Source organism: bacterium (assembly GCA_021371935.1).
GTDB lineage: Bacteria > Armatimonadota > UBA5829 > UBA5829 > UBA5829 > UBA5829.
In genome coordinates this window covers 92,269-114,957 of sequence record JAJFVF010000022.1, presented here as the reverse complement: position 1 = coordinate 114,957, position 22,689 = coordinate 92,269, and the positions used below count along the sequence as shown (strand labels likewise).

The 22,689-nt window shown below is 49.9% G+C and carries 18 protein-coding genes; 15 read left to right on the top strand and 3 right to left on the bottom strand.

What is annotated here, in order from left to right:
* Positions 1-471: 471 nt before the first annotated feature.
* The 5 genes from LLG46_15030 to LLG46_15010 all read left to right on the top strand — a co-directional run bounded on the left by LLG46_15030 (position 472) and on the right by LLG46_15010 (position 6,551).
* Positions 472-1,143 (top strand): haloacid dehalogenase, encoded by a 672-nt coding sequence (locus tag LLG46_15030; GenBank protein ID MCE5324609.1) that lies wholly within the window; start codon positions 472-474, stop codon positions 1,141-1,143.
* Positions 1,100-2,464, top strand: a complete 1,365-nt coding sequence (locus LLG46_15025) for a CCA tRNA nucleotidyltransferase (protein ID MCE5324608.1) — start codon at positions 1,100-1,102, stop codon at positions 2,462-2,464. The genes LLG46_15030 and LLG46_15025 overlap by 44 nt, the downstream gene beginning before the upstream one ends.
* 147 nt (positions 2,465-2,611) lie before the next feature.
* Entirely contained in the window at positions 2,612-4,039 is a 1,428-nt protein-coding gene (gene rpoN, locus LLG46_15020) for an RNA polymerase factor sigma-54 (protein ID MCE5324607.1), read from the top strand.
* A 141-nt stretch (positions 4,040-4,180) separates the two neighbouring features.
* Entirely contained in the window at positions 4,181-4,969 is a 789-nt protein-coding gene (locus LLG46_15015; protein ID MCE5324606.1) for a hypothetical protein, read from the top strand.
* A 97-nt stretch (positions 4,970-5,066) separates the two neighbouring features.
* On the top strand, positions 5,067-6,551 hold the full coding sequence (locus LLG46_15010; GenBank protein MCE5324605.1) for a leucyl aminopeptidase: 1,485 nt from the start codon (positions 5,067-5,069) through the stop codon (positions 6,549-6,551).
* 7 nt (positions 6,552-6,558) lie between these two features.
* On the opposite strand, the gene LLG46_15005 is transcribed toward LLG46_15010, so the two are convergent.
* Positions 6,559-6,945 carry an STAS domain-containing protein gene (locus LLG46_15005; protein MCE5324604.1) on the bottom strand — a complete coding sequence of 129 codons (387 nt, stop codon included), beginning with the start codon at positions 6,943-6,945 and terminating at the stop codon, positions 6,559-6,561.
* A 263-nt stretch (positions 6,946-7,208) separates the two neighbouring features.
* On the opposite strand from LLG46_15005, the gene LLG46_15000 reads away from it, so the two are divergent.
* Positions 7,209-9,644, top strand: a complete 2,436-nt coding sequence (locus tag LLG46_15000) for a non-lysosomal glucosylceramidase (GenBank protein MCE5324603.1) — start codon at positions 7,209-7,211, stop codon at positions 9,642-9,644.
* Between the two features lie 53 nt (positions 9,645-9,697).
* Here LLG46_15000 and LLG46_14995 read toward each other — a convergent pair whose 3' ends face one another.
* Positions 9,698-10,309, bottom strand: a complete 612-nt coding sequence (locus LLG46_14995) for a BON domain-containing protein (protein ID MCE5324602.1) — start codon at positions 10,307-10,309, stop codon at positions 9,698-9,700.
* A 111-nt stretch (positions 10,310-10,420) separates the two neighbouring features.
* Here LLG46_14995 and LLG46_14990 point away from each other — a divergent pair, with 111 nt between their 5' ends.
* Both LLG46_14990 and LLG46_14985 read left to right on the top strand, forming a co-directional pair.
* The gene (locus LLG46_14990) at positions 10,421-11,206 is read left to right on the top strand and encodes a sugar phosphate isomerase/epimerase (GenBank protein ID MCE5324601.1); all 786 of its coding nucleotides are present in this window, start codon (positions 10,421-10,423) and stop codon (positions 11,204-11,206) included.
* Between the two features lie 112 nt (positions 11,207-11,318).
* The gene (locus tag LLG46_14985; GenBank protein ID MCE5324600.1) at positions 11,319-12,332 is read left to right on the top strand and encodes a radical SAM protein; all 1,014 of its coding nucleotides are present in this window, start codon (positions 11,319-11,321) and stop codon (positions 12,330-12,332) included.
* A gap of 87 nt (positions 12,333-12,419) precedes the next feature.
* Here LLG46_14985 and LLG46_14980 read toward each other — a convergent pair whose 3' ends face one another.
* Complete coding sequence (locus LLG46_14980; protein ID MCE5324599.1) at positions 12,420-13,436, bottom strand: hydroxyacid dehydrogenase; 1,017 nt, start codon at positions 13,434-13,436, stop codon at positions 12,420-12,422.
* A 474-nt stretch (positions 13,437-13,910) separates the two neighbouring features.
* Here LLG46_14980 and LLG46_14975 point away from each other — a divergent pair, with 474 nt between their 5' ends.
* The 7 genes from LLG46_14975 (at position 13,911) to LLG46_14945 (ending at position 22,587) form a co-directional block, all read left to right on the top strand.
* The gene (locus LLG46_14975) at positions 13,911-14,999 is read left to right on the top strand and encodes a mechanosensitive ion channel family protein (GenBank protein ID MCE5324598.1); all 1,089 of its coding nucleotides are present in this window, start codon (positions 13,911-13,913) and stop codon (positions 14,997-14,999) included.
* Between the two features lie 36 nt (positions 15,000-15,035).
* Positions 15,036-16,349, top strand: a complete 1,314-nt coding sequence (gene ablA / locus LLG46_14970) for a lysine 2,3-aminomutase (protein MCE5324597.1) — start codon at positions 15,036-15,038, stop codon at positions 16,347-16,349.
* Positions 16,346-17,806, top strand: a complete 1,461-nt coding sequence (locus LLG46_14965) for a sodium:solute symporter family protein (protein MCE5324596.1) — start codon at positions 16,346-16,348, stop codon at positions 17,804-17,806. The genes ablA and LLG46_14965 overlap by 4 nt, the downstream gene beginning before the upstream one ends.
* Positions 17,782-18,624 (top strand): putative beta-lysine N-acetyltransferase, encoded by an 843-nt coding sequence (ablB, locus tag LLG46_14960; GenBank protein ID MCE5324595.1) that lies wholly within the window; start codon positions 17,782-17,784, stop codon positions 18,622-18,624. The genes LLG46_14965 and ablB overlap by 25 nt, the downstream gene beginning before the upstream one ends.
* A 44-nt stretch (positions 18,625-18,668) precedes the next feature.
* On the top strand, positions 18,669-19,691 hold the full coding sequence (gene aroF, locus LLG46_14955) for a 3-deoxy-7-phosphoheptulonate synthase (protein ID MCE5324594.1): 1,023 nt from the start codon (positions 18,669-18,671) through the stop codon (positions 19,689-19,691).
* Positions 19,692-19,831: 140 nt separating this feature from the next.
* Positions 19,832-20,353 (top strand): hypothetical protein, encoded by a 522-nt coding sequence (locus LLG46_14950; protein MCE5324593.1) that lies wholly within the window; start codon positions 19,832-19,834, stop codon positions 20,351-20,353.
* 386 nt (positions 20,354-20,739) lie between these two features.
* Entirely contained in the window at positions 20,740-22,587 is a 1,848-nt protein-coding gene (locus LLG46_14945) for a SpoIIE family protein phosphatase (GenBank protein ID MCE5324592.1), read from the top strand.
* Positions 22,588-22,689 lie beyond the last annotated feature (102 nt).

The window sequence follows — 22,689 nt, the reverse complement described above, 5'->3', positions numbered from 1 at the left end:
AGAATGAGAGCAAAAAAGTAGGCGGACGACACTGCGCCCTTGAATACTCTGCTTCGCTCGTGCTAAAATCGTGCCATGAATCATACTGAGTCGGTTTTTCGGGCAATAAAAGACAGGATAGCGGCTGCTATGGGCGAGTTGGAGGAGGCATCTGCTGCTGCGGAGAAGAAAGAAAACCATCGACGTTTGACCAATGCCGCATCAGAGCTTCACAAATGCGCGGATGAGATGCAAAACGTGCTCATGCGCATCAAACCCAAATAGATAACAGTTAACAGGCAATATGGAGTAGGAAAGCTGAATATAAAACGAATGGCATATCAAATCAAGTCATTCCGAACAAAAGTGAGGTATCTGCTGTGAACTTGACACAGTAAAAAGCCATATATAGCTTCCAGTCGAAAGTAGAAAGTACGACAAGCATTCCGGGCTTTCCACTTTCCACTCTCAACTTTCCACTATGGAGGGCAAATGGAAAACATAACAAAAATAGCTGATGAGATTCGTGGACAGCTCGATGAAACCAACGCAGTCAGAGAAGAGGCTTTGAAGCTTTCTCGTGAGACGATCAGGCTTTCGGCAAACTCAATACGTGCGAGCCATAGAGAAGATTACGATGAAGCCTGCAGGCTAAAGTCAGAGGCTCGCAAAAAAGTCGAAGAAGCAAAGCGGATACTCAGGGACAAGCTCGAAATTTATTACACCGGCTATGTTCAAGATGCTCAAAAGGAGTATGCCGAATCGGAGCTGACTTATGCGATAATCCGCGAGATGGAGTTTCCGCGCCATGAAGAACTGGGTGTCGAAGCGGCCGCATATCTCAATGGAATGGCAGAGGCGATTGGCGAGAGCAGGCGGCATGTCCTGGACGTGATGCGTCATGGTGACCTGGTTAGGGCTGAGCGGATTCTGGATATAATGGACGAGGTATACTATATTCTCATCACGTTCGACTATCCCGACGCAGTCACACAGGGTCTCCGGCGGCAGACGGATATGGTCAGAGGTGTTCTCGAGCGCACCCGAGGGGACATCACTCTTCTTCAACAGCAGCAGTCCCTCGAGGGCGCGATCGAAACTGCTATGAAGCGGATGTATAATGAACCGGGTAATCGAAAAACTTCGGAGGGAAACAGCCGATAGTCCATACGAGGGTCGGCTTTATCTGGTCGGCGGCATAGTACGCGACAAGTTCATGGGTATGCCGCCTGATGAGGATATAGACATCGTGCTTGAGGGCGGTGCGGCGGAACTTGCTTGTTTTTTGCATGAGCGCGGCGTCGCCGAATACCGCCCGGTAACGTTTGCGCGTTTCGGCACGGCTATGGTCATAGTCGATGGCCGTCAGGTCGAGATCGTAGGGGCAAGAAAAGAGTCATATGACCCATCCAGCCGCAAGCCGTTCACACAGCCCGGCACTCTTGCCGACGATGTTTCCCGCCGCGATTTTACGATCAATACACTGCTCGAAAACCTCCACACCGGCGAGATTCTAGACCTTACCGGCCAGGCAGAGACAGATATCCGCGATGGGATTATTCGCACTCCTGTCGATCCGATGGTTACATTTGCCGATGATCCTCTACGTATGCTTCGCGCAATACGTTTTGCATCTCGATACGGGTTCAAGATAGACGACAAGACCTACTCAGCAATATATGCCTGCGCACCCAGATTGAGTATAGTCAGCCAGGAGCGCATTAAGGACGAATTCCTGAAAATTTTGATGAGTGCGGGAGTAATCCATGGGCTGGAGAGCATGCGCGAGACTGGGCTGCTTGATGTATTTGCTCCTGAGCTGGCGGCGATGCATGGTGTCACTCAAAATATCTATCACATATACGACGTATGGACACATTCTTTACGGACACTTGAGTTAATTCCTGTCGAATCGGGTATGATATTACGGCTGACTGCTTTGATGCATGATGTGGGAAAGGTCGAGACAAAAACGGTCGCTCCTGACGGAGCCGTTCATTTCTATAATCATGCTCAAGTCGGCGCGAAGATGGCCCATAAAATAATGCGCAGATTGAAATTTTCAAACTCAGAGATAAGCGAGGTCGAATTTCTGATATCAATGCATCTGCGAGTTGGGGAATATGATAAAGTGTGGACTGATGCTGCCGTGCGCCGTCTCATACGCGAGGCTGACCATCACCTGGAAGACCTGATCTTGCTTACCCAGGCTGACAAGTCAGCGTCAAATACTGATATGCCTTCAGTCGATCTGGATGCTTTTCGAGAGCATGTGGAGCGAGTAAAGGCAAAGCTGGCAGGACACAAAATTGCCAGTCCACTTGATGGGCGTGAAATAATCGATTTGCTGTGCATTGATCCTGGACCGCGCGTAGGCGAGGTCAAGGCCTATCTGGAAAGAGAGATAATCGAAGGAAATCTCCTTGCTGGTGACAAGGTTGGAGCAGCTAAGTTGGCAGTGCGCAAGTTTGGTGTTTGTACTTAGACATTAATTGACAGCGTGCGGGGTGCATGATATACTCCAGGTAGTTTGATAGTTGTATACCCCCGCATTATAGACACATTGCGCAAGGAGAATTGAGGATCCCTCATTATCTGCCGATAATAGATATAGGTACGGCAGGCGAGAGAGGTGAACTACGGATTGCTGATCGAGCAAGGTCTAAAACAGACTCTATCACAACGGATTGACCCCAAGTTAATCATGGCCAACAACATATTGCAGCTTTCTTCTTTGGAGTTGCAACAGGTCATCGAGCAGGAACTTGCGGAGAATCCGGCGCTTGAGGTACCAGAGGAAGACCCCTGTGAAGGCTGCGAGCAGCCCAAGACTTTGTGTCTGGACTGTCCTTTCCGCAAGCAGTCCGTCTCTTCGGATGATACCGATATCAGCGTATATGAGCTAGAGGAGCCGATTGATTTTGCAGCGGATGCGGACGATGGGGAAGGTGATTTCATCTCAAACATCCGGGCTGAAATCACGCTTCATGATTACCTCACTGAACTTTTGCGTGCCGTAATTCCATCCGAGCAATGGGAAATCGGCGAATATATAATATCCAACATAAATGAATCCGGCTATCTTGAGTGTACCATAGAAGAGCTTGCTCATGAGATGGGCAAGGATATAGATGAGGTCGAGATGGTGCTTTCGGTTATCCATACTCTCGATCCTCCGGGGATTGGTGCGCGGAATTTGCAGGAATGCCTAGGGATCCAGCTCGAAAGGCTGGAAGAGGATGAATGCGGCAATCCGGTTGCGTTGGCAATGGTGCGTGATTACTGGCAGGAGATGCTTTCCGGCAAGGTAGGCAGGATTGCCCGTCGTCTCAAGGTGACTGCAAAGGATGTCGGCTGTGCAATCGAGTTCATCAAAAAGCAGTTGAACCCTTATCCCGGCAACAGTTTCCGACCTCCATATCAGAATGAGCCTGTAAATCATGGTGGTGCAGTCAAACCGGATGTCGTGGTGCGCCGGACGTCGAATGGTTATGAAATCGATGTGGCGGGCAGTGATTATTATCTGCTGGCAATTAACTCAAGATATCGCCAGATGTACAATGAAATTCGCAATGGTGGGTCGAAGAAATACAGCGGTGATGATAAGAGCCACATCTCTCAGTTTGTCGAGCGCGCCGACCTGTTCATACGCTATATAAACGAGAGGCGCAAGACGCTGCGTCAGATCACGAAATGGATCGTGGAGTTCCAACAGGGCTATATAGAAACCGGCGCGAAGTCTTTTTTGAGGCCGCTGACTCGCACGAAGATAGCGCGTTCGCTAAAGATGCATGAATCCACTGTCAGTCGTGCCACGGCGAACAAGTATGTTCAACTTCCAAGCCAGGAAGTTATACCGTTTGACTTTTTCTTCGATGGTTCTGTATCCATCAAGGATATGATCGGTGAACTCATAGCATCGGAAGATAAATGCAATCCTCTCAGTGACCAGCAGATTGCAAAGCATCTGCAGGAGCAGGGACTCAATGTTGCCCGCAGGACTGTAGTCAAATACCGCGAAGCCCAAAAAATCCTCTCCAGCCGCCAGCGCCGCAGATAAAAGACAATCTGCTGCAACGTAACCTCCAAGGTTCCAGTGCGTCTAATTCTGATAATATGCAAGCTGGCCATGGGTATGTTATGCGTTGAACCTGCCTGTAAGGTGCTATAATAATGTACGCTTGCAATTGGAGGAGTTGAAATGAGAACCGCATTGTCCGCATTCATCATTCTGCTGTATTTTGTTTCAGGAGCATATGCTGCCGGTAAAGTGAGCCTGAACGTCAGCGATATGCCCATTAAGGATGTCGCCTTTCAGATTGAGCAACAGGCAGGTATTTCAATCGTAGTTGACCCAAAGGCTCAAGCGAGTATTTCAGTGAGTATTAGTGATGTTGATGTGAACCAGGCTCTGGATGTCATTACCAAGCTCGATAAACTGGCCTGGAAAAAGCTGCAGTTCGCAAAACCCGCGGACACAACTATAAAGCTTGAACAGCTAAAGTCTGCCATATTGTCATTGAGTGCGCTGCCTATGGTCGGTCTGTCTGTGGAGGACCCCGCGAGCAAGACGACCTCGATATGTGCAAAAGATCTTACTAAGTCTCCCGATACGTCGGGTCTGCAGCTTCCCGAGGGTTACACCTGGACCACCGTATACGTAATACTAAACCCTGAGGCCGATGCAGCACAGGCTGCCAAAGTGGAATCGGATGTCGACCGGATCAGTAAAGCCGAAATGAAAAACACCGTGGATATGGCCAATATGACGCCTGAACAGAGGCAGCAGGTATATGCGAGCGAGATGAGCGCCTATATGACTCTGAGTCCAGAAGATAGACAGTCACTTTTGGCCGACAGGATGCGGGCTATGTTCAATATGAGTTCTCAGGATAGTGAGCAGTTCAGGCAGGATATGCATTCAGTGATGCAGAGCCTACAGCAGTCCGGCGAGGCTCCTGATTGGGGCAGAGGTCGAAATCCCAACTAGAGTATGATTTGAAGTTTGGACGCGATATCCGATCATGTCCAAAAAGAATGCTGCTGCGATTTCTGATTGCAGTTACAGATTTTGATGGAGGAAAAAGTTGGAGTTTAGAGCAGAACAAGGCTTGCTTCAAAATCAACAGAGCGACGTTGTTATTGTAAACCTTTTTGAGGGTGTAAAATATCCCGGCGGCGGCACAGGTGCAGTGGATGCGGCCATGGGTGGTGTCATATCGAACACGATCATGGACGAGGAGTTCGACGGCAGCCTCGGAGAGACTCTGGTCATAAGGACCTTCGGTGCAATCCCGGCGAAATATGTAATAGTAGTTGGTCTGGGCAAAAGCACTGACTTCGATCTGCTCAGTGCAATGCGTGCTTCTGCTCGTGCAGCGCGAAAGTGCCGCGAACTCAGAGCAAAAACAGTCTCAAGCATACTTCATGGCGCTGGTATCGGCGGCCTGCCGGTAGAGGACTGCGCACGTGCTGTAACTCTTGGGGCAATGCTCGGAACCTATGAGTATACCGATCTTAAGACTGAAAATGTCAAAGAAAACTTGATCGAGCAGTTCAATATTGTTGAGCTATCCGGCGAAAAGCTAAACACGATTGCCGCTGGAATTGCCAAAGCTCAGGTCATTGGAGATGCGGTTATTTTTGCACGAGATTTGGCAAACGCCCCGTCAAATATAGTCACACCTGTCTACCTAGCCGACCTTGCCCAGAAAATTGCTGCCGAAGGTGGTATGGAATGTGGAGTGATGAATAGAGATACGATTGAGTCTGCTGGGATGGGGCTATTGGCAGCGGTCGCACGGGGCAGTAAGGTGGAGCCTCGTTTCATCGAGCTTAGATACAGCACTCCAAAACCTTCAAAGACTGTCGCCATAGTCGGCAAGGGAATTACATTCGATTCCGGCGGATACTCTCTTAAGCCGAGCGAGCATATGTACGGCATGAAAGACGATATGTCAGGCGCGGCAGCAGTGCTGGCAGCAATGCGTGCTGTAGGCCGTGAGAAGCCCAATATAAATGTGATAGGTCTGATCCCTGCGACTGAGAATATGATCGGTCCTTCAGCGATCCACCCAGGTGACGTGTTCACGTCTTACAGCGGCAAGAGCGTCGAGGTAAACAATACTGATGCCGAGGGGCGTCTGATCCTGGCTGATGCTGTTGCATATGCCGACAAACTCGGTGTCGATGAGATAATAGACGTTGCGACCCTCACCGGCGCATGCGTCGTTGCGCTTGGCCGGGAGATCAACGGTATATTCGGCAACGATGATATTATGGTCGATAAACTGATAAGCGCAGGCCGTGTGAGCGGTGAGGTTATGTGGCGTCTGCCTCTTTTCGATGATTATAAGGAAAACCTCAAGAGTGACGTTGCCGACATGAAAAACACAGGCTCCCGTGAGGGTGGGGCAATAAGCGCGGCACTGTTTATCAAGCGATTCACAGGTGAGAGGGCATGGGCACATATCGATCTGTCGTCATCTTCTGTCGAGAAAGATACCGATTTAGCAAAAAAAGGGAGCACTGGATCGGGCGCAGGCACTCTGGTCGAGTATTTGCTGGCGTAGTTGAATTTTATCTGGGCCAATTAAATGGTTGCACACGCTCCTCCCTGGACATATAGGGAGGGGCTTTTTCTATATGTATGCACAGAATTTCGGATATGCCTGCGAGTTTTAGCACTCGCATAACCTGTGGGCTGCACTTAATAATCTGAGCTTTTCGATTTTTTTGACTTGCTTTATTGAACGTGTTGAGCAGAAGTCTTATACCTTCGCTGTCGATGAAAGTGACCTCAGCCATATCCATCAGCAGTTCACCTTCACCATCATCGATAATTTTCGACAATACAGGATCAAGGTCGATCAAGGCTGCAAAGTCGATCTCACCGGACATCCTGATGATTTGTGAGTGTTCGTTTCGAGCCAGCGAGATATCGAATGATTGTGAGTTCACAAACATTCACCATCCTTTTCTCTTTGACCATTGTCGAACTTAGCCTGCATTATTCACGAGAAACGTGAATAATGCTCTCGAAGACCCGTATCATGCGCTTCCCGCATAATACGGGTTAGTGAGCTTGTGGGTTATACCCATGCCTACTGTTTGAAGTAAACCACAAATTGTATCTTTAAGTGCTATATATTATTATACATCATATGGTTTGTTGACTATATATTTTGTTCTTGATAGCATATGCCGAGCAAGTCGAGGGGGTAGACGTTTTGAGCAAGAAGACTTATAAAGGCGAGTATCTTAACCATATAGCGTTTCCATTGGGCGGCATTGGCGCTGGTATGATATGTTTGGAGGGCACAGGCGCGCTTTCGAACGTATCCATACGCAACAAACCTGATGTGTTCTTTGAGCCAAGCGTGTTTTCGGCTATATGCTTAAAGGGAGAACAAAATATAGCCCGCGTAATTGAGGGTCCGGTTCCGACCAGGAAGATATTCGGTTCTCCAGGCACTGGCAATGGTGGTGCGCATAAATCTTATGGCCTTCCAAGGTTGGCTGGAGCAGGTTTCAGCTCTCACTTTCCGTTTGCGACCATTAATTTTGCCGACGATAATATGGCCCTCGATATATTGCTCACCGGCTGGAGCCCGTTTATCCCGGGTGATGCTGATAATTCCAGTCTTCCCGTTGTAGCTCTGGAATACAAGTTCGTGAATAATACAGATGAGGCTATCGAGGCTGTCTATTCATTCAACGCAAAGAATTTTATGGATACCGGTTCTCATGAAGCGAAAGTGTCGGCAGCGACAAATGGCTTCGTGTTTTGTGAACCAGGTACAGAAGATGAGCCTTGGAAGCAAGGGGAGTTTTGGGCATCCGTGGACAGCCCGGAGGCTGTAGTCAACTGTGCGTGGTTCAGGGGCGGATGGTTCGATTCACTGACTATGGCCTGGAACGAGATCGCCCGCGGTGAGATCAGCGCTTGTCCTCCAATTGTCGATGGTGCTCCCAGCCCAGGTGCGAGTATATATGTGCCATTTACTCTTGGTCCCGGAGAGGATAAGACTGTAAGGCTCATGCTCTCATGGTATGTGCCGAAGACCGACGTACACTTCGAGTGGGAGCAGAGAAAATGCTCCTGCGGATGTGATTGTACCGAGGAGCCTGACAAGTCCGACGGTTATTATCACCAGCCGTGGTATGCGGGCGCATTCGATAATATTGAGTCTGTCGCGGACTACTGGCGCAAAAATTACGATAATCTCAGGGACAGGTCGGCGCGTTTTGCCGATGCTTTTTTCGATACAAGCCTGCCCAATGAAGTGATCGAGGCAATTGAAGCAAATCTTTCAATTCTCAAATCGCCGACCGTCTTGAGACAAAAGGACGGCAGGCTCTGGTGCTGGGAGGGGTGTTGTGATGGAAGCGGCTGCTGCGCGGGATCATGCACCCATGTCTGGAATTATGCTCAGGCTCTGCCTCATCTGTTTCCCGATCTCGAACGCACTCTGCGCGAGACAGAGTTCAACGAAGGTCAGGATTCAAACGGCCACCAGTCTTTCCGTGTGCCGCTCCCGATAACGGATGCAACTCATGGAATACAGGCCGCCGCGGACGGCCAACTTGGCGGCATAATAAAAGTCTACCGCGAGTGGCGCATCAGCGGAGACACTAAGTGGCTCGAAAAGATGTGGCCGCAGGTAAAGTCGAGCCTTGATTATTGTATAAGGACGTGGGACCCGGACGGTGAAGGTGTTCTCAAGGAGCCTCATCACAACACCTACGATATCGAGTTCTGGGGAGCCGATGGCATGTGCAGCAGTATATATCATGCCGCTCTCAAGGCAGCCGTATTGATGGGCAGCTCTCTCGGCGAAGATGTCTCGAAATATTCGGAGCTTTTGAGCAAGGGATCAGCTTATCTCGATAATGAGCTATGGAGCGGCGAGTATTATATTCAGAAGGCGCAGTGGGAGGGTCTTCATTCTGGAAATCCTCTGGAGTATCAGTCTCTGGCCTTTTCAGGCTATTCACCCGAAGCCTCAGCTATTCTTGCCAAGGAGGGTCCAAAATATCAGTATGGTTCCGGGTGTCTTTCTGACGGGGTGATCGGTTACTGGATGGCTCAGGCAGCAGGTCTGGGCACATTCGGCAATACCGGGCATGTGAAGAGTCATCTCGCATCCATTCATAAATACAATCTCAAGCGCGATCTTTCGACGCATGCAAATCCCCAGCGGCCAACGTTTGCGATGGGTAAAGAGGGCGGTCTGCTGCTGTGCTCATGGCCGAATGGCGGCAAGCCTTCTCTGCCGTTTGTCTACAGCGACGAGGTCTGGACAGGCATTGAGTATCAGGTCGCGGCGCACTGCATAATGATGGGGCTTGTAGATGAGGGTCTTGAGATCGTCAGGACTGCACGTGAGCGCTATGACGGCAATAAGCGCAATCCGTATAACGAATACGAGTGCGGCCACTGGTATGCCAGGGCGATGTCATCATACTCGCTGCTGCAGGCTATGACGGGTGTGCGCTATGACGCAGTAGAAAAGACGCTGTATGTGAACCCACAGATCAAGGGTGACTTCCGCAGTTTTCTGTGCACCGCGACTGGATACGGCACAGTCGGTTTGCGCGGCGGCGAGGTCTATATTGAAGTCAAAGAGGGCAAGATCGAGATCAACAATATAGTGTGTGAATAGAGTCAGCGGTTGGCAGTTAGCAGTTGGCGGACCGCCGACGGCCAACTGCCAACTTATTCTTCTATAGGTGTGCCGGTATGCCCCTTTTTTACCTTGAGTTTGCTGTTGATACCCAGCACGCCCCGCATGCGCAGTATCATTTCCTGAAGGCTGTTGAGGTCATCGACTGTTTCAACACTGCCTTCCAGGTTAACGATCTGATTTTCAGAGTTAAATTTGATGTTTGAGACATCCACTTCGTGCTGGGTTTGGAATTTGCGTTCGATTTCTGATTCTATCTCATCGTCTGAAAACTCACCCGGAAACTGTTCGCTTGTCGGTACGCCCGGTCCTGGGACGTTATCCGCAGCCGACAGCGAAAAGGCTATATCACCAGCCTCTCCTTCGGCGGGTCCGAATCCCAGCCGTGCGTCGAAACCGTCATAGGCGGATGCTTTACCTGGAACCGTGGGGACAACGCGTATATTATTAATGATGCCCTGTATATCCTCCTCATACGCCAGCTGCTCAGCAAGCATTTTCTGTTCCTCAGTATCGACATCTCCTTCCAGTACGACCACTCCATTGCGCACATTCACATCAATTTCTGATAATCCCTGTGTTTCATTTGCTATCAATATTGCTTTTATCTGTTCAGCTTTGAGTTTGTCTCCAACAGCCATCATCTGTCTCCTCTCTCGATCATTATGCTGCTTCTATACCCAAAATTGTTGCAGGATGGCGAGCCTGTATTGGTTAAGGAATGCGTGGCTAATATTCTAGTTGAGGGGAAATAAATGATATCCTGCGACACATACAGTTTGAGAGACTACTTCAAAGAGGGCAAGATAGACTGCTTGAGCGTGCCCAAGCTCCTGAAAGACCTCGGCATATCGGGCGTGACGTATAATCAGCTATATATGAGTTCATACGACACTGATTATCTCGACAAGATCAAGCAGGCCTGTGCCGATGCCGGGGTCAAGATTACTGGGTTTATCATAGAGGGCAATCTTGCGAACGATGATGCCGAGGCTCGCGAGAAGCAGCTTGCCGATGATGAGATGATGATGCGTGCGACGGCCTATATGGGCGCCCCGATTGTGCGGATTAATCTCGGCAGCACAGGCGATATCGAGAGGGACAAGACAGTCGGCGTGCAGAGGTGTGTAGAGGCGTTCAATCGGCTTATTCCGATTGCAAAGGAGCTTGGTGTCAAGATCACGATAGAAAACCACGGCGGCGTTAGCAAGACAGCCGATATGATCCTCGATGTGATAAACGGCACCGACCGTGAATGGGTAGGCTCATGCCTTGACTTCGGCAACTGGGCTGACGATGTGCGCTACACAGAGAGCGCCAAGCTCGCACCGTATGCTTATCATGTGCATGCCAAGACCCATGAGTTTAATGATCAGGGCGAGGACATAAATAAGGACTACAAGCGATTGCTGCAGATGCTCAAGGACGTGGACTATAAGCGCGCCGTCTCGATTGAGTATGAGGGTCCTGACGACCAGGTAGAGGGCGTGAAAAAGACCCGCGACCTGGTCCTAAAGTACTGGCCTGAGTTGGCTGATTAGCATAAGATCAAGATCAAAATTGTGAAAATAATGGAGGCGCGGAATTTGGCTTTTTAATTTTCGTGCCTTGGTCATTTTCTGTTTCTGCTAAGGTAAACAATAGGATTACGAAATGGCTTCAATGTTTATTTATGTCAATGCGGCTGGATGTCCAAATGCATGCCGTCACTGTGGCGCGGACGGTCATCCTCCGTATGGTGGCTTTTATTCTGTGGACGAGCTTAGATCAATAGCTGATGAATGGGGACCGATTGTTCCTTACTTTGAGTTCACAGTTCATCCGCAATTTCCTGAAATTCTAGACCCACGGATAGTCGGTGAAGGGTGGAAACTAATTCCGACGAATGGTTTTGGACTGGCTGAACGCGAAGACTATAAGGCTGTCTTTGAGCGTCTGCGTGAGCTTGGCATCAACGAGTTTTCTTTCACTCTGCACGGGCTGGAAGACAAACACGATTGGTTTGTTTGTCGGAAGGGAGCATTTCAAACAATTCTAAAAGCTGGCCGCAGAGCTGCAGAGGAGGGATTCAATGTATTTTGGCAAGTGTTTTTGGATCAGCAAAATCTGGATGATATCCCGCATTTAATAGAGCTTGGAAAGCGGGAATTCGGCATATCTTGCTGGTTGGAAGTTCCACGCCATTCCGTCAGTCGCAGATTGTGGCGATATGAGAATATTAGGCCGCAACTCAGAGATGTAAAAAAGCTATTGGATGGGCTCCACACACAAGATTGGCTGGGTCCATTGAAAGAGAAACAGCTGGAAGAACTCACTGAGTCCGCATGGTTTAGAGCATGGCAGCAAGAATCGCATTCCGAAGAATTCGGCCCGCGCACCTGGCCTCAGACCGCCCCATTCCATCACGTTATCAATATAGATAATGACAGGCAGGTTTTTCTCAGCCACTGGTGTGGTGAGTCAATTCACCTTGGCAGTCTTTCTGACGGCAAGGACGAAATAATGATGTGTCTTGAACAGGTTTCTGCTCCTGCGCATTACGATCTGTCGCCTGCGCAAGCGAAGTTGCCACCTGGCGGGTCTGAGCTTCTGCATCCAAATGGATTCAGTGTGCGTTGTAAGGCGGTTTCCTATATGCTTTATGGAGACAATGTAGAGAACCTATAACAAATTAACAATGTATTTTAGCGTGCCTCTGCACAAATCATGCAGGCTTTTAAGTGCGGAAGCACGCTAATATGTTATTGAAGCATTTTACGCCAAACGCGCCAAATCCTGCTGCGTAACCTCATATTTCAGCGCTTCGCCAGAGAAAAATCTCTCCAGTTCGCTTACCGCAAAGTTACCCAAACGTGCCATATTGTTGGCTATTGCTCCTGCGATGTGAGGAGTAAAGATCACGTTAGGAAGGGTGCGCAGAGGGTTGCCCTCTGACGGTGGTTCCGGCTCAGTCACATCCAAGCATGCCGTAATGCGGCCTGTCTTGAGTTCATCGTATAATGCGGATTCATCTATTATGGCTCCACGTGCAGTGTTTATAATGATTGCTCCATCTTTAAGAAGCTTGAGGTTACTTGAGTTTATCATGTTTGTTGTCTCAGGCAGGCTGGGAGCATGAATTGAGATCACGTCTGCCTCGCGCATCATATCGTCGAGTTTCTCATACTTAGCTACGCCCATTTGCTTGGCTGTGTCGTCTGAGACGAACGGATCATACAGCAGAATATCCAGATCGAAATTGCCCAGGAGTTTAATGAAGTGTCTGCCTGCATTTCCAGCGCCGATGACACCCACCTTGATTCCATAGGCCTCAACAATCTTGTTTCTCTCATCCTGATCGAGCCATCCGCCTTTGTGGATCACATCGTTGAACCAGTAATTTCGTTTCATAGCCGACAGCATCAGGCCGAGTGCGTGCTCGGCAACGCCAACGGCAATCGCTGCTGCTGAGCTGGTCACTTTTATACCGTGCTCCCAGACGGCATCGGAGACTATAGGTTTGACGCTTCCGGCAGTATGAGCGATCATTTTGAGATTCGGCGCCGCGTCCAGTATTTCGGCGGTTAGTTTAGGTGTGCCCCAACCCGTGAGGCATGCGTCTGCGCCCGCGATTATTTGTCTGACAGTGGCCGGGTCGGCATCGGGCATGTCTGTGTTCATTATTTGAGCGAACTGTTCAAGCCGTTTGCGGTCTTTTTGGTCTATAACTGCCTTGCTTAGTTGTTGGTTTCTAAAACGCTCCAACAAAAGAATTGCAACTTTGGGTCTCACTTTGCACCTCGTCGTGTGATTATCTTGTCAGACTACCTGATGCTTATACAGATGTCAAGAGTTGCATTAGAAGCTCGTCTGTGCTAAAATGCGGATAAGTTAAGTAAACCAAATAAACTACGACATACGCCGAATCCTGTGAAACAGGAGCGGGGGACCCAGTTTCTGGGGGCTAATCTATGAGTATCATAGAGGGGTCATCTTTCCGATCCCAGCCCGTCAGCTAACCTCGCAGGCGTGGGGGAAGAGGCAATTCACACCTCATTTTTGGCCAGTTCTACGGCCGAAATATCTATGTCTTTCTTTCTGCGCAAATAGTCTTCTGTTTCACCGGTCACTCGGCACGCTGATGCAGCGCGGCCCATAGCTGCCACGCCATCATGCGAAAGGAGTGTCATCCGATGAAATGTAATGTTCGGTCAGCCTCTTCGGCCTTTTCGCCTTGTTTGCAAGCGGCAGGACAGGAGTGGCGAGATGTCTAGCACAACCGTTCATCTGGTCACTGCGGCAAGTTTTCTGCTGGGCTCGATTGTTTTGGCACTATTGTCCCGCTGGATATTCCGAAATGTCATTAGAAAGTTCTACAGCAGGACCAAGTCCGAGTTCGACGATGTAATCTTCAAATCGTTGGAACGTCCGCTGATGCTCTTGATAATCACTCTCGGCCTATACGGTGCAGCCGCGACCGTCGTACATATGGACATATGGGGGCTGTCTGCCGTAAAGCTCGATGCATATTCGGGCAAAATCAGTCAGATTTTGAGCGCGGTCCTCACCGTAGTCGTGGCGCTGGGAATTCTTGGGGTACTCAACGGAATAGCTGAGTGGTATATTCATTCTGTCGGTTCCAAAGGTGCGTCATACCAGATCAGGGTGCTAAAAAAGCTGGCCAACGCAGTAATCTGGGCGATAGTGATTGCTCTTGCTTTGGGTCAACTCGGCTATAAAGTCAGCGCTCTGCTCGCGACTTTGGGCGTAGCCGGTTTGGCAGTTGCCCTGGCTCTACAGGATACCCTGGCCAACGTATTCGCCGGGTTCTATATAATGGCGGACCGGTCCGTCAAGGCCGGAGACTACATCAAGCTCGATTCCGGTGACGAAGGTTTCGTCGAGGACATCGGCTGGCGCAACACCCGTATACGTCTTTGGGCCAACAACACGGTGATCGTGCCGAATTCCAAGTTGATCCAGAGCATACTCACCAACTACGATCTTCCTCAGCAGCAGCTTTCGGTCTACATATCGTGCGGTGTGGGCTACAATAGCGATCTGGACTATGTCGAGCAGGTGACCATAGATGTCGGCAGGCAGGTGCTGCAAGATGTGCCCGGAGCAGTTACCGATTTCGAGCCCATCGTCCGCTTCAAAGAGTTCGGCGATTCCAACATCAACTTCCTCACCATCCTCAGAGCCAAAGATGTAGCCAGTCAATATCTGATTCACCATGAGTTCATCAAGAGGCTTCACCGCCGCTATCGTGAGGAAGGAATCGAGATATCTTACCCTGTGCGCGTGGTCGAGATGCGCACGACTGACACACAGCCGTCTGAACAACTCGTATAGGACGGCACCAAACCATTTTCTGAGAGGAGTGTAATCATGATAAACCTGACAGACAGGCAGACCGAGATTGCGGAACGAATCGATCCGCATGTGCGGACCGCTGACTGGAACGACTGGCGCTGGCAGTGCGCACACTCAATCAGAAGTATAGAGACGTTCGAGAAACTGCTGGATATCAGTCTGGACTTTGAGGAGTGCAGGCTGCTCAAAATGACAATATCCAGGTTTCCGCTGTGCATAACTCCGTATTATCTTTCTCTGATCGATACTGACGATTACCAAAATGATCCCATCTTCAAGCAGTCATTTTGCTCTTCGGCTGAACTGCATATCGATGAGCATGAGATGGTGGATCCTCTGGCCGAGGACAGGGACAGCCCCACCGAGCTTATCACGCACCGATACCCGGACAGGGTGCTCTTCCGTGTAAGCAACACATGCGCCATGTATTGCCGTCACTGCACCCGCAAGCGCAAGGTCGGCGACAAAGAGAACATTCCTACGAGGAGCGAGGTTCTCGAGGGCGTCGAGTATATCAGGAAAACTCCCACAGTCCGAGACGTGCTGCTATCGGGCGGCGATCCGTTCATGCTCTCCGATGACTATCTGGACTGGATTCTTTCATTGCTCATAGACATACCACATGTCGAAGTAATCAGGATAGGCACGCGGACGCCGGTCGTGCTTCCGCAGAGGATCACCGACAACCTGGTTCGGATGCTCCGCAAATATCATCCTTTGTGGATCAACACCCATTTCAACCATCCCAGGGAGATAACCAAATCCTCCCAGCAGGCTCTGGCGAAGCTGGCTGATGCAGGAATTCCGCTTGGAAACCAGTCAGTGCTGTTGGCCGGAGTCAACGATTGTCCTCGGATCATGAAGGCGCTGGTGCACAAGCTCGTCGCAAACCGCGTGAGGCCGTATTATCTATATCAGTGCGATCTTTCGGAGGGCCTTTCGCATTTCCGCACACCCATTGGCAAAGGCATCGAGATAATTGAGAGTCTTATCGGCCACACCAGCGGATTCTGCGTGCCCACTTATGTGATAGATGCTCCCGGCGGCGGCGGCAAGATTCCCATTATCCCAAACTATCTTATCTCCTGGTCCACCAACAAAGTGGTCCTGCGCAACTATGAGGGTGTCATCACGACCTATCAGGAGCCCGAGAGCTACGAACCGGTCTTTTGCGACCGCAATTGTAACGAGTGCAAACTCCAGCTCAGGCTCGACGGCGCGGATGAGGGCAAGGCGGAAGGAATATGCAAGCTGTTGGCCGATTCAGACTCGACCATAGCTCTGATCCCTCAAGACAGCGAACGAATGGCAAGGAGGAACGCGCAGTGACGGTCGTAGACTTTGCTATCCTGATACTCTATATGGCCGTCGTGCTGTATGTCGGGTTCCATCATTACCGCAAAAACAAAAATGCTGAGGACTATTATGTAGGCAGCCGCAGCATAAGCGCACACCATGTGGGTCTGTCGATTGTGGCCACAGATGTAGGCGGCGGGTTCTCGATAGGTCTGGGAGGTCTGGGTTTCTTGATGGGCCTGTCTGGAAGCTGGCTGCTCTTTACAGGTCTGGTTGGGGCGTGGCTCACTGCCGTGCTGGTGATTCCGCGCATCAAAGCAATCGATGCCAAGCAGAATATGCTCACCTATCCCGATTTTCTTCGGTTCAAATTCGGCGAGCGTGTGGCTCTTCTGGCAGCAGTCATCTCGGGCATCGGATATTTGGGTTTCACGGGAGGCCAGGTTCTTGCCGGTGCAAAACTTGCATCAGCGACACTCTTTACGAGCGCTCCATTCGGGTTCGACCCATTTCAGTTTTCGCTTTACACGATAGCTGGTGTGGTAATAGCCTACACGGTGATCGGCGGTCTCAAGGCCGTGATCTACACCGATACGATCCAGTGGCTTATCCTGCTCTTTGGCCTCATATGCGTCACCATTCCAGTAACGCTCTACGAATTGGGCGGTTGGCATACTCTCAAAGACAGCCTCCCGCCTGGGTTTTTCTCGCTTACCAATGTCAGCGCCGTTCAGATCATCAACTGGATGGTGACAATCATACCAATATGGCTGGTGGGCATGACTCTATACCAGCGCATGTATGCCTGCAGGGACGAGGCGGAAGCCAAGAAAGCCTGGTTTATAGCGGGCATCTTCGAGTATCCCATCATGGCCTTTATGGGAGTATTCCTCGGGATGTGCGCACGGGTTCTCTTTCCGAGTGTGGAAGCAGAAATGGGTCTTCCCACACTGATCCGTGAGGTGCTGCCTATAGGTGTCACAGGCATCGTTGTGGCGGCATACTTTTCGGCAATCATGTCCACCGCCGACAGCTGCCTTATGGCGTCTTCAGGCAATTTCGTCAACGACATAATACAGCGCTATTTCATAAAAGATGCGCCCGAATGGAAGATAATGCGTCTTTCGATGTTCGTCACCCTGATAATCGGCGTTCTGGCCGTGCTGATGGCAAGTCGTTTTAATACCGTCCTCGACGCAATTTTGTATGCTTACTCATTTATGGTCTCGGGCTTGTTCGTTCCCACACTCGGCGCATATTTCTGGCGCAGGAGCAGCTCGAAGGGAGCATTTTGGGGAATGCTTTCAGGCGGCACTTTCACCCTCATCATGCTCATATCCGGCATGGGCATGCCGCTGGGTCTGGATGCCAGTTTTTATGGGATTGTCCTTTCCGCGATCGTGTTCATATCATTTTCTCTTCTTTTCCCCGACAGAAAGCCCAAGGTTTGCAAGGAGGTTGAGCAATGCCTGACGTCATCGATAAAATAGAGGGCTGTCTGTTCCAGCATGGCAAGTCGAGCAACCGCATATATCTTATGAAACTCGGTGATTCTTACATACCTGAAGTGATTGCCCGACTCGATGAGATGGCCATGGTCAATGGCTATACCAAGATAATCGCAAAGGTTCCACGTTGGGCAAGCAGCGAGTTTGAAGCGAATGGATACAAGTCGGAAGCATCGGTCCCAGGCTTCTATAACGGCAGTATCGATGTATCGTTTATGGGCAAATATTTCTCCACGGTGCGGGAGTGCGAAAAGGATGCCGATATCATTCTCGACGTCCTTTCAAATGCTTGCCAGCACCGCCTGAAAGGCTGCCGAGAGAAACTGCCGGAGGGCTTCGAGTGGCGTATCGCACAAGAGTCTGATGCGCATTCAATAAGCAATATATACCGGCAGGTCTTTGTCTCCTATCCATTCCCTATCCATGATGAACAGTACATACGCGAGACGATGAAAGATAATATCATCTATTTTTGCGTGTTCAGGGGTGGGGAACTGGTCTCTGCTGCATCTTCTGAGATGGACTTTGATGCGCAGAGCGTTGAGATGACCGACTTTGCCACTCTGCCTGACTATCGCGGCCATGGGTTTGCAGGTTTCCTTCTTTCAAAGATGGAGGATGAGATGTGTGCGAGGTCGATCAAGACGGCGTATACCATAGCTCGGTCCGTATCTCCCGGGATGAATATTACATTCGCCAAGATGAATTATGAGTATGCCGGCACACTCATCAACAACACCGACATCTGCGGCAGCACCGAGAGTATGAACGTATGGTATAAACATCTGTGTGGATTTTGAATGTAATTTAAGCTATACTTGTTCTTGAAGTAGGGGGCAAGTATATGATTATCATTATGCACACAAACGCTACCGAGGATGAGGTCAAATCGGTAAAGCAGGATATCAGGCGAATAGGCTTCAGACCCTTTATGAACCCCGGCGTGGAGCGCAAAGTAATTGCCGTGCTCGGGGAGTTAGATGTTCGCAAGGCTGATCTTGTCGAACATTTCAATGCAATGGCGGGTGTTGCGAGGGTAGAGCTGATTTCTGATCTGTGGAAATTGGCCTCTCGGACATATCATCCTGAGAATACCGTGGTGTGCGTGAATGATGTCAAGATAGGCGGTGATGAGATAGTCGTCGCAGCCGGACCATGTTCTGTTGAGAGTGAGGCGCAGACAGTCGAGCTTGCGCAGCAAGTAAAAGCGGCAGGCGCAAAGATGCTGCGCGGAGGGGCATTCAAGCCCAGGACATCTCCGTATGCTTTCCAGGGACTTGGCGAGGATGGCCTCAAGATACTTGCCAGTGCACGCAAAGAGACCGGTTTGCCGGTGGTGACCGAGGTGATGGACACACATGAGGTCGATCTTGTGTGTGAATATGCCGATGTGCTGCAGATCGGTGCACGCAACATGCAAAACTTTGCTCTGCTCAAGAAGGTCGGCGCGGCAGGTCGGCCTGTGCTGCTCAAGCGTGGTCTTGGTTCCAAGGTCAAGGATTTGCTCATGTCTGCTGAATATGTAATCTCCGAAGGTAACCAGAATGTCATCCTGTGTGAGCGCGGAATCACAACATTCGAGGACTCTACCAGGAACACCACCGATATCAACGCGATCCCAGTCCTCAAGAACTGGACTCATCTGCCCATAATGCTCGACCCGAGTCATGCCACCGGCAACTGGCAGTATGTCGGCGCTGTGGCAAAAGCAGCGGTGGCAGGCGGAGCCGATGGTCTTTTGCTGGAGGTCCACAATGACCCGGCGCATGCCATGAGTGATGGTCCGCAGTCTCTGCGTCCAGAGAAATTCGCTCATCTGATGGGCGAACTTAAGCGTATTGCTTCCGCGGTCGATCGGACGATGTAAAAGTCGTCTGTTGAGTCCAGGTATAACTACCAGTTTTACGCCCCATACCCCCGTAAATGCACCAGGACATGGAACACATAAATAGAGACCCGGCAATGGTGCTGGGAATAAAGTAATGGATGTGTTTCCGGAGGTTAGGTATGCATAAGGTTTTGTGGGGGCTATCCATAATCATGATTTTGGCGACAGCGGGCTGCGGGGGTGGAGGAGGCAGTACGGCTTCGACCCCGCTGAAGTTGTCGAATGATATCGTTGGAACCTGGCAGGTCGAGGACCTGGGCCTGCCCAACGACCAGATCGTCATACAAGATGACGGCGATGTGGTAGTCGAAGCCACAACCTCTCAGACACGCGGCGACAGCACGGTTGTCATTGGAGGTTGCAGTGCAGACGGCACACTCAATTTGAATGGCGGCTGGACGGTTGATGGTGTGGATCACACGATAGATGCCACTGGAAGCGTCGATTCCAATAATAGCAAACTGTCATTGTGCGCCACCGTGTGTCAGGACGAAGAGGTCATCTGCGAGAATATCACAGTTACCGGAACTAAGGGCGACAGCGTATCGGATGATGATATCGAGGCACCGCCTGACCCTCCTGATATGAGTGATGATGATCCATATGACACTCCTCCGGCTCCGCCTTCTTTCTATGATTGAAAGCAGACATAATATACGGTCGCCCGGCTTTATGCCGGACGGCCGCTTTTTTTATGTTCTTTCTATTTAGCCTTATACAACTGGCCATATAGCAGGGATTGACCATAGCGACAATATATCTAGCCCGCATTATCCGGGCTAGATATACGAATGTTGAAAGTGTTGTCACATATCTTGCAGTTTCTGCGTTTCATTATTTTTACCGTCTTCATATGCAGGCATTGAATCTTTGTCGTTTTTTGTTCGGCTGAAACTACGTCATTCCAACGTAGAGTGTATCAGAGAGCATGGTTTACGCTTAGCTTTATTAATTAAAGTAAAACTGAACAGTTTGTTGTTCAGTTTGCTGTTCGCATCTGGTATAATAATGATATAGATATGCAATTATGACACATTATGCGGATAAAAAACGAATATTGGTAGTCGGAGACAGAGCGGCAAGCAGCATTTACCTTAGGGCGCCATCAGGAGTGAGGGTCGAGGTAGTAGACACGTTTAAGCAAGCCCTGGAAAAGCATTCACGCGAGACTTCGGATACGATTGTAATTGATCCTGCATTACTTTTTCAGTCTGGCGAAGAAGTCTTTAGTGCACTTGATGCCGCCGTACGTGCCAAGGGACAAATAGCCTCTTTGAACGGTGCCACTGCTTATATTGATGCCGATTATAACCTAATTTGGGCTAACCCCACATATAAGGCACTGTTTGGTATTGTGATTGATTTTAACAATGACAGCTATTTCGATTTTCACTCCGGCAGCAATGACAGTGCTATTTTTGAATGTGTGCGCAATACCGGAGCGCCTGTCAGGATCAGCACTGTTCTTGCTCAATTTAACACTGAACTCATCTGCACCATAGCCTCGCTCAAAGGTTCATCCGGCCAGTTCTACGGACTGGTAATATCTGTGACAGAGTATAAATGTGTTACGCAGACCGACGAAAGGCCTCATACACTGCGAGTAGAAGAATTGCAGGAAACAATAGACAGACTCAATGCTGAGATCGAACGCAAGAGGCAGCTGGAGAAAGAACTGATTGACGCTCGTGCAAACGCAGAGCAGCATGCGAATGAGATGGAGTCCCTGATATCAGGGATGAGCGATGGGGTTGCATTCTTTGACTCAGCAGGAAATTTACGCTTGATTAACAGCGCCGGAAGTCATTTGCTGGGCGTCAAATCAAAGGTGTCTAGTAATGAATGGGCGAAATCGATAAGTAGATATACGCTAGAGGGGCAGGAGATGCCGCCTGAAACAATCCCATTGACACGTGCGCTGAATGGCGAGAATATAATCGATGAACGCTACAGGATTGTCACAGTGTCTGGTTGTGATTTTATTGCCGGTGTCAGCGCGGCACCGGTGAAAGACTGCAATAACGAGGTTGTCGGGGCGACTCTGGTCTTTCGGGATATTGGCAACCTGGTAGCGTTCGAGGAACAGAGGCGTGAAGTATACGAGCGAGAACACAGGATAGCGGAGATACTCCAACAAGCTCTAATACCGCCGCAGGTCAGTTACAATATAGATGGCTGCAAAATTGTAGTGAAGTATCAACCGGCACTTGACGAGGCGGCCGTTGGCGGCGATTTTTATGACATTTTCGATGTTGGTGACGGCAAGATCGGCATACTTATCGGGGATGTTGCCGGCAAGGGTCTGCCAGCCGCGATACGAGTAGCTGCTGCACGTTATTCCATCCGCAGCTATGCTTTTTTGGACCCGAGTCCATCGGTAGTGATGACCTTAGCCAACCAGGCATTATGCAGAGAGGAGACATGTGAGGTAGGGTTGCTCACTGCGTTTTTCGCCGTAATGGATGTGCCCAGCCGAACCATCACATATGCAAATGGAGGACATGAACCTCCGCTTGTGATTGGTGCTGATGGGAAAGTTATGGAACTGGAACTGCAGGGTGGAGGGCTTGGTTTTTATGATGGGTTCGTCTATGCTGAAGCGAACATGGAACTCATGCCTGGCGATGTTATGGTTATGATAACCGATGGGATCACGGAAGCCAGGTCGGCGAGTGGAGAGCAATTTGACAAAGAGGGTGTGAAACAATACCTCATGAAAGGTCGTCACCGTGATCTGAATTCACTGGCTCAAGGAATTGTTGAATCCGCCAGGCGGCATGCCGGTGGAGATTTGCAGGACGATGCAGCTGTGGTCGTCGTGCAGATAAACAAGCGCACAAACAATACTTTACCACCAGAAAACATCAACATATAATGTCCAACTGGAAACAACCGGCCATAAAGTGTCGTCTAACATTCGTTGCGCGAATCGGCACTTAACTTACATTTCACATTGCCGGTTGCAAAAAGGAGGATG

Coding starts and splice junctions, on each gene's coding strand:
- LLG46_14945 (MCE5324592.1), top strand. CDS start 20,740: ATGACACATTATGCGGATAAAAAACGAATATTGGTAGTCGGAGACAGA.
- LLG46_14975 (MCE5324598.1), top strand. CDS start 13,911: ATGTCTAGCACAACCGTTCATCTGGTCACTGCGGCAAGTTTTCTGCTG.
- LLG46_15030 (MCE5324609.1), top strand. CDS start 472: ATGGAAAACATAACAAAAATAGCTGATGAGATTCGTGGACAGCTCGAT.
- LLG46_15025 (MCE5324608.1), top strand. CDS start 1,100: ATGAACCGGGTAATCGAAAAACTTCGGAGGGAAACAGCCGATAGTCCA.
- LLG46_15015 (MCE5324606.1), top strand. CDS start 4,181: ATGAGAACCGCATTGTCCGCATTCATCATTCTGCTGTATTTTGTTTCA.
- LLG46_14995 (MCE5324602.1), bottom strand. CDS start 10,309: ATGATGGCTGTTGGAGACAAACTCAAAGCTGAACAGATAAAAGCAATA.
- LLG46_15005 (MCE5324604.1), bottom strand. CDS start 6,945: ATGTTTGTGAACTCACAATCATTCGATATCTCGCTGGCTCGAAACGAA.
- LLG46_14985 (MCE5324600.1), top strand. CDS start 11,319: ATGGCTTCAATGTTTATTTATGTCAATGCGGCTGGATGTCCAAATGCA.
- aroF (MCE5324594.1), top strand. CDS start 18,669: ATGATTATCATTATGCACACAAACGCTACCGAGGATGAGGTCAAATCG.
- LLG46_14990 (MCE5324601.1), top strand. CDS start 10,421: ATGATATCCTGCGACACATACAGTTTGAGAGACTACTTCAAAGAGGGC.
- ablB (MCE5324595.1), top strand. CDS start 17,782: ATGCCTGACGTCATCGATAAAATAGAGGGCTGTCTGTTCCAGCATGGC.
- LLG46_14950 (MCE5324593.1), top strand. CDS start 19,832: ATGCATAAGGTTTTGTGGGGGCTATCCATAATCATGATTTTGGCGACA.
- ablA (MCE5324597.1), top strand. CDS start 15,036: ATGATAAACCTGACAGACAGGCAGACCGAGATTGCGGAACGAATCGAT.